At 31.8% G+C, this 16,285-nt stretch carries 13 protein-coding genes; 2 read left to right on the top strand and 11 right to left on the bottom strand.

Going from position 1 to position 16,285, the window contains the following annotated elements; all coding sequences use genetic code 11:
* Window positions 1-34 precede the first annotated feature (34 nt).
* From era to ATE90_RS11135, 7 genes are all read right to left on the bottom strand, one after another.
* Window positions 35-919, bottom strand: a complete 885-nt coding sequence (era, locus tag ATE90_RS11165; RefSeq protein WP_036784068.1) for a GTPase Era — start codon at window positions 917-919, stop codon at window positions 35-37.
* A gap of 262 nt (window positions 920-1,181) precedes the next feature.
* On the bottom strand, window positions 1,182-2,315 hold the full coding sequence (locus ATE90_RS11160; protein ID WP_254712335.1) for a tyrosine-type recombinase/integrase: 1,134 nt from the start codon (window positions 2,313-2,315) through the stop codon (window positions 1,182-1,184).
* A gap of 101 nt (window positions 2,316-2,416) precedes the next feature.
* Window positions 2,417-2,782 (bottom strand): hypothetical protein, encoded by a 366-nt coding sequence (locus ATE90_RS11155; protein WP_101451416.1) that lies wholly within the window; start codon window positions 2,780-2,782, stop codon window positions 2,417-2,419.
* 37 nt (window positions 2,783-2,819) lie between these two features.
* A complete protein-coding gene (locus tag ATE90_RS11150; protein WP_101451415.1) occupies window positions 2,820-3,350 on the bottom strand; it encodes a hypothetical protein in 531 nt (176 codons plus the stop codon).
* 10 nt (window positions 3,351-3,360) lie between these two features.
* Complete coding sequence (locus ATE90_RS11145; protein WP_101451414.1) at window positions 3,361-3,813, bottom strand: hypothetical protein; 453 nt, start codon at window positions 3,811-3,813, stop codon at window positions 3,361-3,363.
* A 2-nt stretch (window positions 3,814-3,815) separates the two neighbouring features.
* Window positions 3,816-4,187, bottom strand: coding sequence for a hypothetical protein (locus ATE90_RS11140; RefSeq protein ID WP_143741118.1), 372 nt, complete (start codon window positions 4,185-4,187; stop codon window positions 3,816-3,818).
* Window positions 4,188-4,277: 90 nt separating this feature from the next.
* Window positions 4,278-5,006: a hypothetical protein gene (locus ATE90_RS11135; RefSeq protein ID WP_101451412.1), complete on the bottom strand. Its 729-nt coding sequence runs from the start codon at window positions 5,004-5,006 to the stop codon at window positions 4,278-4,280.
* Between the two features lie 263 nt (window positions 5,007-5,269).
* Here ATE90_RS11135 and ATE90_RS11130 point away from each other — a divergent pair, with 263 nt between their 5' ends.
* Window positions 5,270-6,682, top strand: a complete 1,413-nt coding sequence (locus ATE90_RS11130) for a hypothetical protein (RefSeq protein ID WP_101451411.1) — start codon at window positions 5,270-5,272, stop codon at window positions 6,680-6,682.
* Window positions 6,683-6,924: 242 nt separating this feature from the next.
* Window positions 6,925-7,122 carry a hypothetical protein gene (locus tag ATE90_RS13485; RefSeq protein WP_143741117.1) on the top strand — a complete coding sequence of 66 codons (198 nt, stop codon included), beginning with the start codon at window positions 6,925-6,927 and terminating at the stop codon, window positions 7,120-7,122.
* 150 nt (window positions 7,123-7,272) lie between these two features.
* Here ATE90_RS13485 and ATE90_RS13595 read toward each other — a convergent pair whose 3' ends face one another.
* The 4 genes from ATE90_RS13595 to ATE90_RS11110 all read right to left on the bottom strand — a co-directional run bounded on the left by ATE90_RS13595 (window position 7,273) and on the right by ATE90_RS11110 (window position 16,264).
* Window positions 7,273-7,593, bottom strand: a complete 321-nt coding sequence (locus ATE90_RS13595) for a hypothetical protein (protein ID WP_180335205.1) — start codon at window positions 7,591-7,593, stop codon at window positions 7,273-7,275.
* A gap of 128 nt (window positions 7,594-7,721) precedes the next feature.
* Window positions 7,722-8,327 carry a recombinase family protein gene (locus ATE90_RS11120; protein WP_180335204.1) on the bottom strand — a complete coding sequence of 202 codons (606 nt, stop codon included), beginning with the start codon at window positions 8,325-8,327 and terminating at the stop codon, window positions 7,722-7,724.
* Window positions 8,328-8,815: 488 nt separating this feature from the next.
* Window positions 8,816-10,294 (bottom strand): DUF2779 domain-containing protein, encoded by a 1,479-nt coding sequence (locus ATE90_RS11115; RefSeq protein ID WP_101451408.1) that lies wholly within the window; start codon window positions 10,292-10,294, stop codon window positions 8,816-8,818.
* 3 nt (window positions 10,295-10,297) lie between these two features.
* Window positions 10,298-16,264, bottom strand: coding sequence for a DEAD/DEAH box helicase (locus ATE90_RS11110; RefSeq protein ID WP_101451407.1), 5,967 nt, complete (start codon window positions 16,262-16,264; stop codon window positions 10,298-10,300).
* Window positions 16,265-16,285 lie beyond the last annotated feature (21 nt).

Below are 16,285 nucleotides of genomic sequence, written 5' to 3'. Positions count from 1 at the left end.
CTCTTTTTTTGTGATGGTATTTTAAAAGAAATAATTAACTCTGATTATAACCAAAACGTTTTAATTGATTTTTATCGCTTCTCCAGTTTTTATTGACTTTTACATATAATTCGATAAACACTTTCTTTTCGAAAAATTTTTCTAAATCTTTTCTAGCTTCTGCACCTACACGCTTAATCGCAGACCCTTTATGGCCGATTATAATTCCTTTTTGGGTTTCACGTTCAACCATAATTACAGAACGAATACGCACAATATGTTCTTCTTCAGTAAACTCTTCTGTCTCTACTTCTACAGAATACGGAATTTCTTTCTTATAGTGAATTAATATTTTTTCCCTAATTTTTTCATTGACAAAAAAACGTTCTGGTTTGTCCGTTAATTGGTCTTTTGGATAGTATGGCGGCCCTTCTGGAAGCAGCTCTTTTATTTTGTCAAAAACAGCAGTGATATTAAATTTCTCTAAGGCAGAAATCACAAAGACAGAAGCGTTTGGTACTTTTTCTGTCCAATACGTCACTTTTTCTTCTACTTCATCTTGTGTAGATTTATCTATTTTATTTAATAACAAAATTACAGGAATTTCACTATGAATGATTCTTTTAAAGAAAGCTTCGTTTTTTAACTCCTTTTCGCCAACCTCTACCATGTAAATTAAAACATCGGCATCATCTAATGCCGATTTTACGAAATCCATCATTGAAGACTGCAACTCATAAGCGGGTTGTATAATTCCTGGAGTATCAGAAAACACTATTTGATAGTCTTCTTCGTTTACAATTCCTAAAATACGATGTCTAGTCGTTTGCGCTTTTGGTGTGATAATAGATAATTTTTCACCCACCAAGGCATTCATCAATGTTGATTTACCTACGTTCGGATTTCCTATAATATTTACAAAACCAGCTTTATGTGTCATGAGGCAAAGATAATTAGTTTTTATAGGTGATTAGGGTTTAGGGTATTAAAAAATAATTAAAATAAAGTTTGGTTATGAATGTAATTGTATTGTATATTTGCAATCCAAATCGCGGGATAGAGCAGTAGGTAGCTCGTCGGGCTCATAACACTCCTCACCACCTAAATTCACATATTTTTATCGGTTCATTTTCAAGAAGTTACAAAAATATAATCCTATTTGTGTTATACGTGCTACATTCTTGTGTTAGATAAAATACGAATTATCCAAAGACTTTAACCTTAATTAATTTCTCTTCTTCAATGTTCAATAAAAGTGGATTGATATAGTGGTTCTCTAATACCTTCATTGAAGTGTGAGATGACAATAATCTGGTGTCACTACCCATTGTATGAAATACCCATGTGAGGTATGTTTTTCTCAGATGTTTTAGAGTAAATGGAGTTTCAATACCTGCAGCTTTTCTAAAATGGGTGAACGATCGAGAAACTTTCTCCATAATAGTATTAATTTTATATGTATTCTCAGGATCTATAAGTTTGACATTTTTACCTTTCATTTGATCATACCCCATTTCTTTTAAAAGTGTCATCAGATCCGCGTTAATAGGGGAGAGTTTTTTACTTACATTTTTACTCCCTAATCTTTCAACCTTTAGATTTTTAAATTGAAAAAACAACACTCCGTTATTGCCTTGTATAATATCACTCCATTTAAGACTGAGTACTTCCTCTCTTCGTCCACCAATAAGGAGAAAGAGTTTAAATGCATTAACCATCCAAGTTGCATACACGTAATCTCTTCTTCCATTGGTTCTTGTTTGTTGAAACGATGACTTTGATTCTACCGCTGCTATAATTTTCTCAAACTCATCTTTTGTTAAAATTAGATTATCACCTTTAATCACTTGTTTTCGAATACAATTTTTAAAAGGATTCTTGATGTCTAACTCTTCGATTTCGATCAAGAACTTATAGAAAGAAGTTATACTCGTTAAAACCTTGTTGAAGGTTTTGGGGTGAGGGTATTTAATCTCCAATTGTCTGTAGAAAATAGAAACATCATTATTTCTGACATCCCCCGGTTTCATCTTCCTGAGATTGTGGTTATTTTTCAAAGATTTAGCAAAAAGCGTACAATACTTAATTAACTCCTTACGATGTTTATCTGATACCTCCTTTTTTAAATGTGCATATTGTGTATCTCCCTTTAGATATTGATCAAAATAAACGAGTGCTTCAGCAATATTCATTTTAAGTCGATCAGGAACCGTTTCCTCCAGACCATTTTCTATTCTCCTTCTAAATTCAATACCCTCAACTACAGCATCAGCGTATACTTTTGATTTTAGAAGTTTACTTCTGTGTTTACCAGTAACTCGATCAATAAAACACATCCGGAACACCTGGTGGTCGTTGTGACGACAACCCGTGTTATTTTTTCTACATCTTTTACAGTAGATTTTGATTCCAGAATGTGAATTATTTGGTAATTTCATTATTGATAAAGTTCTTGAAAGATGGATTCGTGCTCCTTATTAGAGCTAATGTCCAGATTAAATTGGTAAGGCACAAATCCAGTATCGAATTCCAAACAATCATGGTAAAGAAGTTGATATAGTTCTTTCTGATCACCATAGATTGATTCTAAACGTGGTTGCCATGAATTTGGATATCTTTTCACTAAATCTTCGGCAAATGGTCTCCAGACTTCTTGTTCGACATGTAAACGAAAAACATATTCCCTTCCATCTTTGTGGATAGGAATCTGATGATCCCTAAGCCACTTTTTGATGGAACGGTTGTCCTTTCTATTTATGTATTGACCTACTTCGGACAATGAAATATGTGATGATTGTTTCATTTAAAAAGTCCTATTTAATTGAGACCAAGTATTTTGATCATGATTTTTTTTTAAATTTCCATTTTGACTTATCCTGATAAAATAATTCAAGAAAATCCAAAAAAGGTATTTCTTTATTACTTTCTGCATTAAGATGCATGCCACAGCTTGATTCAATATAAAGGTCAACTATTGGATTTAATGATTTGCCATCATCACTCTTAATTATTAATCCATATTTTTCATCAAATAAATCAATATTGGGAATAATTCTTTCAAAGTCACATGGTAATATGACTTCTTTATTGCTAATTCTATCTGAAAGCCTTGGTAATATTTTTAATATTACTGATGCTTTTAAAATTTCAGGTTTTAATTTGAAATCACTCCTGATTTCATAAACATTGTCAAACTCATTAAATATTGCCTCAATCGTATGCAACAAGAAATTGAAATCTTGAAATACTTCATTTGTCAATTCTTCACCTTTAAAATCTATTATTTTAAGTTCTAACGTATAATCGGTATATTTAGACTTAATATGTTGGATATTCTTCAAAATGAATTTTAAGCTATTTTTATTATTCATAATTTAATTTTTATTTATTGTGAAACTTAACATTAACTCCGTAATAAAATACTGGAATATTATTTACTATAGAATTAGCAGCTACTTTAATAAAATTAGTAACTGGTACAAATTCTCCATTGGTTAAAAATATATGTCCATTACCAGGTATTACTCTGAATTCACTAATCATTGTAATATCAATAAAACCATGGTGATCTACTATTTCTCCTTTTGTTAATCCTTTCTCATAATATTTGTTGAAAATTTCATCTCCCAAAACTTCTTTATTTTTTGTGTCACCTAAAGTAATATTAGAATTAAAATGTATAGCATTTGATTTTTTGTTATTTCCATTTTTAATAGATGATAAAACTTCAATTTTAAAAGGAGTTAATGGACAAAACTCCCATGGATTTAAACTCATTTTTTTTAATTTTTTTAATTCTATTTTATGAGCTCTTTCTAAAAATTTTCTTTTCATGATTAAAATATTAAAGTGTTAATAGTAAAAATTGGGGGTATGATATCAGCATCATCTTCTTTTAACAATCCCTTTTGGTCATCATTTAAAATGTCAAATTGCTCATCATAAGCAATAGCCCATTCATCTGAAAACTGATCCAAATTATAAGTGTCAGCATCTTCATAACTCCACTTCTCATCAATTAGTAGATGAGAATCATAGACTACTGCTGAAGTGTTTAAATCAAACCCAATAATGCAAGAATCATACGATTCATCTAATATTAAGGTTTGAGGAGATTTTTTTTCAATCTCGGTTCTGTTTAAATCAACTAAATTAAATTGATTTTCAAGTCCCCTATAAAGCTGGGGTAGCATAAAACGTATGTTCATTTTTAATGAAATTTAGTGCACCTGCTGGTGCGTTAGTAATTACTTAGTCTTTGTTTTTTTGAGACCAAGTATTTTGAATTTAAAAAAAGTCTACACAAAATAGGTTGACTTATATTTTGACCATAACTCTAATGATACTGCAGTACTCATAAAGTCACTCTTATTACGTTTAATTTCTACAACCCATTTTGCTCCATTGATTGTTACAATCAAATCTGGCATGTAACGATTACTAAACTTTGAGTTATTAATTTCCACACCATCTACCTCGATATTCTTCATGATCAACTTCTTCACAACTTCTTCACTATCTGAATAGTCTTTACGTCCAAAAACTCTTTTTATGGTTCTTTCAGTATAACCCTCGTCATTCATATAGTATATTCTTGATACTTCATACGGTATTTGTATAGTTCTATCCTCCTTTTTAAGGTAAAGATTGGTTGTGTTAATTGTAAAATCGTAAGTTGGATTTATTGAATCCAAGAAGCGACTAATTCTAATTTGAAGTTTAGTAATTACATCATAAATATCAAATTGAGAACTCTTAATTTTAGTAGTAGAAACATCCGTGATTTTATCTACTTCACGTATTAAAAATTTTCTTTCATTCTCTAACTCATCCTTGAATTGAGTGAAAATACCCCAACTATTACTAAATTTTAAATATTCGAATACCTCATTCGAAGGCAGCTTTTCAATTTCACTTTGAGGTGCAGAATATATCCCTTTAGGTGACTTCAAATCTAAATTTTTAAGAGATTCTTGTCTTTTTTTAAGTCCGTTTGGAGTCAAATTATAAATTATTTTTTTTGCCATTTCGATTAAAATATCAATGCAAAGATATAAAATAATTCTACATGGTTCCAAATAATTTGAGACTTTTTTAAATAAATGATATTTCTTTCCAAATTTGACTTTGTCAATTCTATTTACTATATTTTAATAATACTTAATTCGATTTATATCTTTTAAGATCGTGTGGTTATCGTTGGTGGATGATAATTATAATACACATAAAGCATGTTTATCCTCCTTAAAGTAGATGCCACCACATCGAAATTTGGGGGATTATTATTTTAATGTTCAGCTACTTTGAAAAAGGAATTACTAATCTAATCCCCAGCAAAACTATTGATTTATCACAATTAGTTAAATTAATTAAAAACAACCCTAAAAAATCTCTGATAAATGAGATCAGGGAACTAAGATTAAAGGGGGACCAGACCTATAAGGAAAAGAAAATATTTCTAAACTACATTACTCCAAACTGCAGTGTTAAAAAGCGTAGTTTAAAAGAAGATGAGAATTATACAAAAAATTTCATTGCACCATCTTCTTATATATATTTTGATTTTGATGGAGTCGTTAACGCACAAGAATACAAACATTACTTTATTGAAAAATATGGTCATCTTGTATCTTTAGTATGTATCTCAAGTGGTGCTGGTGGAATAGCAGTATTTTTTAAATTAACTAATGCAGTTGACAATAAGAACTTTCTTGATATATGGAATACTATAACAGAAACCATTCTAAAAGAAGAACAAGTTGATGTAATATGTAAAGACCTTGGCAGGCCAATGTATCTATCATACGATACTGAACCATTCGTTAATTATGAGAATGAAATTACAGTTGATATTCCTTTAAGTAAAGAAAAAAACACTTCTAAAAAACAGCTCAATCAATCTATATTGAATAAAAAATATAATAATACATTGATTGAGCCACTTTCCAATATTGAATTCGAAGAATTTATGGATAAAATTGTAACAAAAACACCTGTAGTGGTTAATAATCCAATTGTTGAATTATTTGCATCAGAAAAAATGGATGTTACTTTTCCTCGCGAGATAAGAGATACCAAAAAACATAGTATTTACACAATTATGATTCATAAACTTATATACTTAAACCCACAGTTACCATCAAGTTATTTGTTTTCTTACCTTAATTTCATTAATAATTATTTTGGAAAACCACCAATGGAATATAAGAAACTCATAGATCTATTTACTTTCGTTTATTCCAGCATTAAAAATGATGAAAACTATGAATTTAAGAACAAAAAGTACAAGTATGTGCATTTCAACAATAACTCTAAATTATCAGGCGAAGAAAAAAGAAATTTAGCATGTAAAATAAATGGAAAAAGAAGAAGTAATACATCAATCGAAAAGATAATTACTGCAAAAAAAGAGTTAAAATCTCAAGGGTTAAAAATCACTCAGAAAGCACTTGCAGAAAAAACAGAGTTATCCATTAGCACAATTAAAAGACATATAAATTCTGAACCAGCAGATTTAGAAAAATTGGTTACAGATGTTAATGAAACTTATACAAGTAGAGACGATATAGTACTTGGTGATGACATCTTTTTACCAAATGGATGTCATGTACTAACTGATAATATTATTGACTCTGAGGGTCCCAAATGGATTGATAATTGGCATATAAAAATAAGAGATTCTTTAAATGATTTATGGGGGTAAAACTCAACTACACCCCTCTACAAAAAATAATTTATGACTCCATGTCTTTTTCAGTTGTATGACATATTTATAGAAAAACACAGTTATGAAAGAGAAAAAAACAAGACGGGTAATTGTCAGACTAACGGAGAATCAGTTCAAGAATTTGATGGATTCAGTTATAACTGAAAATCAAAATAGATACACAACTTCAGATCTAATTCGCGAGGCCGTAGTCGATAAATTAAATAAAATAAAAGAAGATGCTAACAGGAAGAAATAATTTAGATTATGAATATTTCAATCGATATTTAAAGAATTGTGGATATAACGACATAAGCGAAATGGAGTTATTAAATGATTTTTTTAAAGAACGATTAAATTTTCCTCAAGAACATGAATTAGACCCTGAAAAGGTAATTTTCTTGAATGAATTGGTAAGTTTTTGTCGTAAAAAATAATCAAGTTAAAAACCTTAAAATACCAACTGGCGCAGAAAACAATTCTCGATTTCATCTGTTGAATCCCTGATTTTGATCAATGTATTACATTAAATTATTATCGGTACGATTGGTTGGAATATTGAGCCATTTGTGAAATAAGGACCGTTTTTATTTATTTTTCAAATACAGTTTTGTAAGTGTTTCCCCCATGGTATTGCAAAGAATTTCTTGCGGGTGATGCGCCAATGAGAATTGTTCCAATTGATCATGGTAGAGTTTAGATTTAGATTCTGATGTAATTAGGTAATAATGGAAGTACTCATGGATAACCGTATTGATTAGTTCCCTATGTAATACATTGTTATCACTATAAATTGTAATTGTGTTGCTGTAGAAACAATACTCCCCCGCTAAATGAGATTTACCGTCAACTAAAGTCAGTAGTGGTTTTTGTTTACGAATTGGATATAGATAGAGGCACCAGTTCAATACATCATTTGAGAGTTCTCTTTGCCAATCGTCGACATCACCTTTCAAAAATATAATCAGTTTATAAATTAATTTCAAAAAGAGTAGCACCCCAACAACAATGAAGTAGATCGTGAAAAAGGTATCCATTAAAAATGACGTTTGATCTTTGTTATGGTGTTTACATGAAGACCAGTAATCTTAGCGACTTCAATATTTTTGTAGCCATTTTTCAAAAGTTCAAGGGCTTGTTTATTTTTCTTTTTAGTTAGGAATTTGATTGGGTCCTCCACAGAGCCAGGTTTTCTCCCCAAGTATTTATTTGGATCCATTTTCGCTAACTCTATCCCCTGTTTTTGATTTTCTAATATCTGTATTCTGGTCATCTCGGCGACTACCCCAAGAATTGATATGACCATTTTTGCTATTGGATTCTCGTTCCCATTCTCGTCCAATGTGATTAGTCCTTGGGAAATGAATTTTACAGGTATCTTTCTCTCTGCAGTATAGTGGATGAAATTAATGATATCACGAAGGTCCCTCCCGCAACGATCGATCTGCCAAACATATATCGAATCAATTAGTTTTCGATCTATCATCAATTTTAACTTTGAGCCTTCAGGTCTTTCAAAAATTGGAATTTTTCCCGAACATTTATCTTCAATTACTTTATCAAATTCATGTTCTTTGACTCTTTGCCGATCAGTTTTTTGATCTAAACTTGAAACGCGGGTATACAGAACTGATTTACTCATAATTTTAGGATTATATGTGTTAGACCCTAAAATTATAGCAGCAACACCCCTCATGCAGCACAAAACCTATACTTTATCGCTATGTAAACTCTCACAAAAAAAAGTATACGCTATTATTGTGATAATTTAATTCACAGATAAATAAGGAGTCAATAACGCTGAAGTTAATTGGTGATTATAATAAATTTAATTAGTGATTCCTGTATCAGTTTATTTGTTGATATAATTTACTTGTGCGGATAACAATTAGCGAAGGATCACCGTCACTGGTTGATCATAATCATTGTTATCGGCACATTGGTAAAAGAATGATGGGGACCCCCCGGCCGAACTCCTTGCGGGACATCCTGCCTTAATATATAAATATATATGAATCAAAACACCCTCTCAGAGTCGTCTGAAAATTTTGCCAAAAATTGATATAAAATTGAGAAAAGTCTAAAAGTTGGATTTAAAAATTTTTTCAATTTTTTGAAAGAAAATCAGTTTTACACGTTTAGTAGTTTCTCAAGAATTTTGACCATTGCATAGGTATCCAACTCACAATATTCTAATAGTTGTCTCCTTGTTTTATGCACATCACCTTCAAAGGTTTCATTAACCATCGAAAGAAAAGTATTAGATGCTGTACCTCCTTCTTTAATATCAAGATCATTGTATGAGAGTTCAGGAACCAGTGCAGGTAGAACGTACTTTATTGAATAACTTCCTTTCATTTCGGGGGTATAGTACCATTTCTGTTGGAACGGAATCATTAGATCTTTCAGACGATTTACAAACCCTAACAACTCATTAGAATACTCAGGGAATACATCGATTAGATCATTTAGTTTCCCTCTCTCAAAACCAATATTGTAGACTAATATGTCTCCACTGGTACCACAGTCCTGAATCAGTTGTTCTATAAATCCAATTCTTGGATCTTTGGTTGGATCTGCGAGGTATTCCCTATGTTCTATTACTGAGGTTAAAGTCTCTTGAATGTGAAGTGAATACTGAAATACTAATTGTTGATAGGGTCTACTACCATTATATTTTGGAACCGCAGGACCAATTGTTTCAAAGTCCAAAAAGTATAAAGGATAACTTAATCCATTAGTGAATTTTCTAATTTCTTCAACATCAATATGAGTTGTTCCATTCACTTCAGATTGTACCTGAAGAACCTGATTCGGATTCAGGTATGTTTGACTAAGATCAATATCATCCAATGTGATTACTCCCTGATTATATAAATCAAACTTCTTGTCTTTGTTTAGTCTTGATATATTAAAAACTGAATAGTCAGGAATGTGTTTCCAACACGTTCCTTTAAAATCACAGTCATAAGGATCAGAACAATGATTTCCGATATCTACATTTGGTACTTCAGGACTCTCAATTACATTTTTAAGTCTTAGAACCTCATTTGGTATTTGTGGGAGAAACTCTAAAACTTGATCATACACAGATTCGATGGTAAACAATTGATGAATGTCTAATTCTCCATCTTTTGTGTATTGATTATTAATATGGACGATCGATATATCTTTTAAATCAACTCCAGAATTTGTAATTGTATAATATTGGATGGCAGCATCTTTAATATAGGTTTCTGATACTTTGGTTGAACTTTTTACTTCATACGCTTTCCATCCTTCATCATCTTGTACTAAAATGTCTAAAGCAGCAAGAACATTGTTGTATTGGAAAGTAGCCTCATATATTATAGTTTCTCCTTGAGAAATAAAATTTAGTGTTTTTCCCACCGATTCAACCATTTTAAAATGATTTTCGGGAGAAGCATCAGCACCATTAGGAAATAGTTTTTGTGCCAATAAACCAATATTGGTTCCTTGGTCAAATACCGCTTGTAGTGATGAAGGTGTAGGATCTTTTAATCTATAATGGTGCTTATAAAGATAGAGTGACTTTTCACACTGAAGTCCACGAATAAATGTTGATTTGGAGAGTCTACTTTTTGACATTATTTATATTAGAGATAACAAATTATAAAGTCTTAAAAACTCCTCCCATTCTTGTTTATTAATATTTTCGGGATTATAAATCTTAAATGACACAGACGGTTCTAAATCTTTCATTCTAACCATTACTCGTGACTTATACAATTCTGTAGATGTGGTTACTCCAGAAAACATAAAAGTATCAGGTGATGGTTTAACACTTGAGTCAAAACTAAAATTATCGTCATGGGAATGAAATTTATCAGTTAAATCCTTAGGAATAAGATTCTTCCCTGGTTCCTCTTGGAATAAAGAAAAATAATATCCAATAGATTGTTTTGGGTTTTCTGAGTTACTTAGAACCCAAAGTAACCTTTCAATTGAGTTTTGACAATCAGAAATGTTTTTATTTACCTCTTTTGAAGAAGGTAATTGATCGATAAGTCTTTGGGTCTGTTTGAATTTCTTCTTATCAAAATATAAGTTGTCTTGTTCACCCTTTTCGAACAATACAACATCTGTCCACGAAAGTGACCAATGTCTAATATTCGGCGTTTTACCTATAGATTCTCTAATATCAATATCGTCATGAAATCTTAAATGTTCTTTTGACGCATGATAGGTGTAACCATCTAAGTAAATAGACATGTCTTTGAAGGACATTAATTCATCTATATCCGTTATTGTCTGACCATTTCGTGTTAATCCAATACATTTAAAAAGGAAATCTGTCCTTGTTGATATTTCTACCCCGTCTCTTTCTCCTAAACTTACTTGTGGTCTTAATAAATAAGTTACTTCTCCATCCTTAATTGGTAAAGTTAATATGTATACTTGAATTCCATCTTCTTTTGTCTCTTTGAACTTCATGTTCTTCTGAGGATGAATTTCTATATAATTCTTTAAAGAATAAACAAACTTAGATTCAAGTTCACTCTCTTCTATCATACCTGTTTTGGTCAACGATGAGATACCTTGATTTACTTCCTCCCAATCTTTGGACGATCGTACTATTTTACCAAAGAGATGTTCCGCATGTTCTCTGCTCAGTTCATCTCTTATATATTGATTTGAATAGGAAAGGATACATTTGTAACATCCATCTTTTCCCTCATTTTTACAAGAACAATCTCTAATTGATTCATAGGACTTGGTTAAGAGTTTTGTGAACTCTTCTGGGTTAAATAACTTCTGAAGGTAACCTGTTCCCCCTGGTACTTTATCAAAAAGTACTAAGTATCTATCAAACCTTTGAGTTGACTTATTGTGTTCAGAATAGAATTCAAATCCAATATGAGATGGGTTTCCTTTATAGTATTTCTTCAAACCAAGTTCAAGACCTGATTTAAACATCAACTGAGTTGATTCATTTTGAAACTCTTGAACAGGGAGTAATATTTTTAAAGATTCGGTCTTAATCTTTCTATATAAATAGACCTCTTTGAAGATTTCATTTGGTACTCCTGTATAATTGGTCTCTTTATGTTTACAGTATCCGTAATGGAATTTCTTTTTTTCAAAATTCATAACCTCTCGAGGTTTAGAAGTTGATTTACCACAGTAGATACATGTAACAAAACCATGTCGAGGGACTTCTTCCTTTTGATTTATTGTAATATGGTTGGAGTCTAAAACATTAGATCCTAAGTTGATTTTAGTAATCTCTACATCTTTAACAAACTCAATTCCAAAAGGAATTTTTTTCATTCCCCAAGTACCTTCAATAGACTTGGTGTCAAAGTTAAAGTGAGTTGAAATATTGTAATACTCATTCAATCTATCATCTTTTGAATCATTTAAGACAGATTCATTTCTTGTATTTACAGATTTGACAGATTTTAAAATAGCAAAGTCATGAACATTAGATTCAGAAAAGAAAGAATCATGTTCACATTTAGGACAACCCTTAGATCGATCTCTTGTTTTTGACAATACATCTTCTTCAATAAAATCACAGTTGGAACAGAATCTAATTTTGGATAGTGTAGATCTCTCTCCACTCCAATCAAATGTGTTTAATCCTGAGATATTAAGTTTGTTTCCTTGTGAGTAGAATGCGTTATCAGGCGCAAATTCACTGAGTGCTGCGGTAGAAGATCTTACGATCTCATATTCCTTTCTAATAGGTTCTCTTTCTCCACCTTCAGGTTTAAATCCGTACACTTGTGCTTTTAGAGTTACCCCTGTCTCAGGGAACGCATAGTTTGGTAGGATTCCTTCATTTGTCAAATACTCGAGGGTAAGTTTATTTTCAATTGATTTTCTGAATGATCGTAATGATTTTTGTTCTGAAACCAATTCAATTCTCTCTTGGTCGTCCTTTCCAAGATTATTCTCTTTAATATAGTTGTCAATGTCTTGTTCCTTGTTTCTAATAAAGTGAAGTTCTTGTTTTAACTCTTCAAAGACTCTGACCATTTTTTGTTGGAAACTACCTTGACGAACCGATGTTTTTATCTCTTCAAATATTTTGTCTTCAACTCTCCCGTCATATATTTTAATAAAATTATCAAATAAGTTTTTTTGATAATCAAATACAAAATCTAATAGTTGATTTACAAAGAAATCAAGACTGGTCAACTTTGTTCCGTAGAGATTAAGATTTTTAATGAACCCTGGTATATGGTGTTTTTCAGGATCTTGTTTAGTCCAACTATCGATACAAAATGCAGTGAAATGTCTATATAGAATATCTTTTGCGTTCAAGAAACATCCAGGTGTATTAATATCCCCATCCATCATCTCCATGGGGTCCTCGAAGTAGTAAAGGTCATGTTCTTTCCCTTGACTAAAATTTGTAATAAGTGCTGATCCTGATGATCGTCCTGCTCGACCAACTCTTTGTAAGAAGTTTGATGTCAAAGGTGGTATGCTCGTGTTAATAGCACTATCTAATGAACCAACGTCAATCCCCATTTCAAGAGTTGATGTTGCAACAAGTGAATTGAGTGAATTAAACTTTGGTCTTTCCTTAAAATCTATTTCAATATTTTCACGAACCTTTCTTTCAAGAACCCCTGTATGTTCAGAGGAGTATATTCGAGGTGAATTTGATCTATTGTATACTAAATTATAATAATTGAAGTTAGTTCTCTCAAAAGACTTATACTTTCCTGAACATCTGTAATTCAAACAAGACGCTCCTTCAAATGATTCGTTAGTATCATGAATATGAAGAGTAGATGAACATTCTGAACATCCATAATTGATAATTGAAGTTGAAACAAACAACTGTTTTGGATTAATTCCAAAGTTAGATCCGTCTTTAGATTGTTTGTTACTCAATAAGTCAATTGAAACAAGATTTTCAAATAGTAATGTAAAAAATTCATTGAACATTTCTGAATTTTCAGGAACCTGTTGAAATGATTTCCTTAAATAAGTGTGAAACCAGTTGGTTGTTCTTGCGTGGGTTGTATCAAGTACTCCCCTTGTTTGTGGTATAGTACACACCAATTTTGGAATTCTTGACTTTGGATGATACTTTCTATTGAGGAAGTGTCTACCATCTTTCATCCAATTAAGATCCCAAAGTTTTAAATCGCTGGTTCTAAATTTTGTCAGGTATTCATGATCAACACCACCTCTGAGTCTTATTCTGTGTAAAATCCCAACAACAAATTTGACAAATTCCTCTTGACCAACTGTATCCATTAAATTGGATTTCATCCAATCAGACATTTGATCATAAACAGATTGTATTAAATCTGAATTGAACCCTACTACTGAAGAACCAGTCTTTTCAAGTGTACGACCAATCATTCCGTTATAACCAAATTCTGAGACTACTTCCCAAGAAATTCGAGTATCGAACTCCTCTTCAAATCTTTTTGATATTTGATTAGTAGTAATATTTCTGTAGTCTTCAATCTCCGCTTTACCCATGTAGTCAGAAGGGAAGAATCTGTAGAAATAACCCTCTCTGTGATCATTCCCTGAAGGATCTGAATTAGACTTCCAATATTCAATAAACTTGTTTGTCAAGTCATCTATTGATATAGGACCTGACTGTTGGTTTATTACTTTTTGTAATGAAGTTCTAAAAGTAAAACGATAGTTTCTTGCCTCTATAAATCCTGATTGATGAGCAGCATCCTGAACTCCATTAGTAAACGCAAGGACCTTTCTATATTTCTCTTCTCTTTCGTCTAAATCCGAGGAAAGAATTTGACTTGTAGTAATAGAGTTTAACGTTGAAACTCGAGTACCAATAATACTCATACTGTTTTGAGTATTACACTCAGGACAGACGTGTTGTCCTTTTTTCTCTTTTACTTTTCTATACGCAACAACATGCACTCTTTGATCTGAATCTTGGTCTTCAAATTTCAGGTCAGACTCATGGACATAGGGAGTAATTGAGGTTTCAGGTTCATATTCATCTATACAAAAGTGTTTGTCATCATAAGTGTTTACAAAGTATATATTTTTATGATTAGTAAAGTAATGTTCGTAGACTTCAAGTGGATCAACTTCAAATTGATTTCTATTATCATGTTTAATTGCCAACCATCCACTTGAACCACATTCTCTACAGTAATATGGTGGAAGTGCAGCGGGATCTTCTTTTGGAGATATTTTATCTCTCCATGTAAACTCAGGTTGATCAGAAACTACTCTTACTAATCCACTCAATTCTCGAATCCAAATCTGAATTTGAAGAAATAAGAATGGAAATCTCTCATTTGGGTCAGACTTTGCCTCTGCGATAAGTGCAAGAATTGAAGTGATAATTTCTTCTTTTGGGGAAAACTGTCCTTCTTCGAAGTAATCAGGAAGTTGACTATATGGTACATTTCTCTCTGACAATCCTTCAGTTAAGGTTTTTAATGACACGATTGTATCAGAACAAACAGATGAAATATCCTTAACGATTTTTAGTTTTTTTAACTCCTGTGAGAGTTCGAACTTTGAAGTAGAATCAGGAATTTGCCATAATCTCTTTTGGCGAAGAATGTAATCTAAGTAATTCTCATTAACACCCAATCTACTTTGTTGAATACCCACTAATCTTGGAATGTATCCATCCAATTGATCCTCTTTGATGGTAAAAAACTCCTCTGGAGATAGTCGGTGTTCTGTAATTACGCTTTCAGGTCCAAAATCTTCTCCAAAAACATCAGAAGCAAACTCAGTTAGAAGTTTTACTGAATCTTCTCCTTTACCAATAGTTGCTGATGTTCCTACAGGACATAAATGTCCTTTAGAGAGGTTTAGTTTTAGTTTTAGTCTACGAATTAGATTAGCAACATCCGTCCCTTGTGCTCCATCGTAGGTGTGTAATTCATCAAGAACTAAAAACTGGAGGAGTTCAGGATTTTCAAAGTTGTAACTCCACAGATTATGAAATTGATGCCTCATTAATCCATAATCTAACATCTTAAAGTTAGTAAGAAGAATGTCAGGAGGATTAGAGATGATCTCTTCTCTATCTTCAATGATATTGACTTCCCCCATCTTTTTTGGGAACTTCCCTTTGTTCTTACCTTCACCAATGAAAAGTCCTGCTGTTACAGATCCATTCAATCTCGAGTCTTGAAATATGGTTTCTGCGAGACGTTTTGCTTGATCCGTTGCTAACGCGTTCATAGGATAAAGGATAATCACCTTAATACCTTGTTGATCTCTCTTCTGATAACAATAATCCAATACAGGATAAAGGAATGATTCTGTTTTTCCCGACCCAGTACCTGTTGTTAAAAGAGTAGATTTTGGTTTATGTCCGTTGATGGAAGAAAGTCTCTTAAAACTCTCAAATTGGTGTTTGTAAGGAGGGAAGTTAGGCTTTATGTCTAATGGTGTGGATTCACTCTCATCATTTGTCTTAAAAGGTAATTTCAAAGACACATAAGGTCCTTTAAACATCCCGTGTTCTTCATCTTGTATGAAACCATAAAAGGAATCTGAAGTCTCTTTTTCTTTGAAACTAAAGGTTGCCTTGAGGTACTCAAGTATAGATTGTTTTACTTCAAATGATTGTTGTAATGGTAACATTAATTAATTTTGATTAAATAT

It is taken from the genome of Polaribacter sp. Hel1_33_96 (assembly GCF_002846595.1).
Classification (GTDB): domain Bacteria; phylum Bacteroidota; class Bacteroidia; order Flavobacteriales; family Flavobacteriaceae; genus Polaribacter.
The sequence above is the reverse complement of the archived record's forward strand: the minus strand, read 5'-3'. Positions and strand labels throughout refer to the sequence as shown.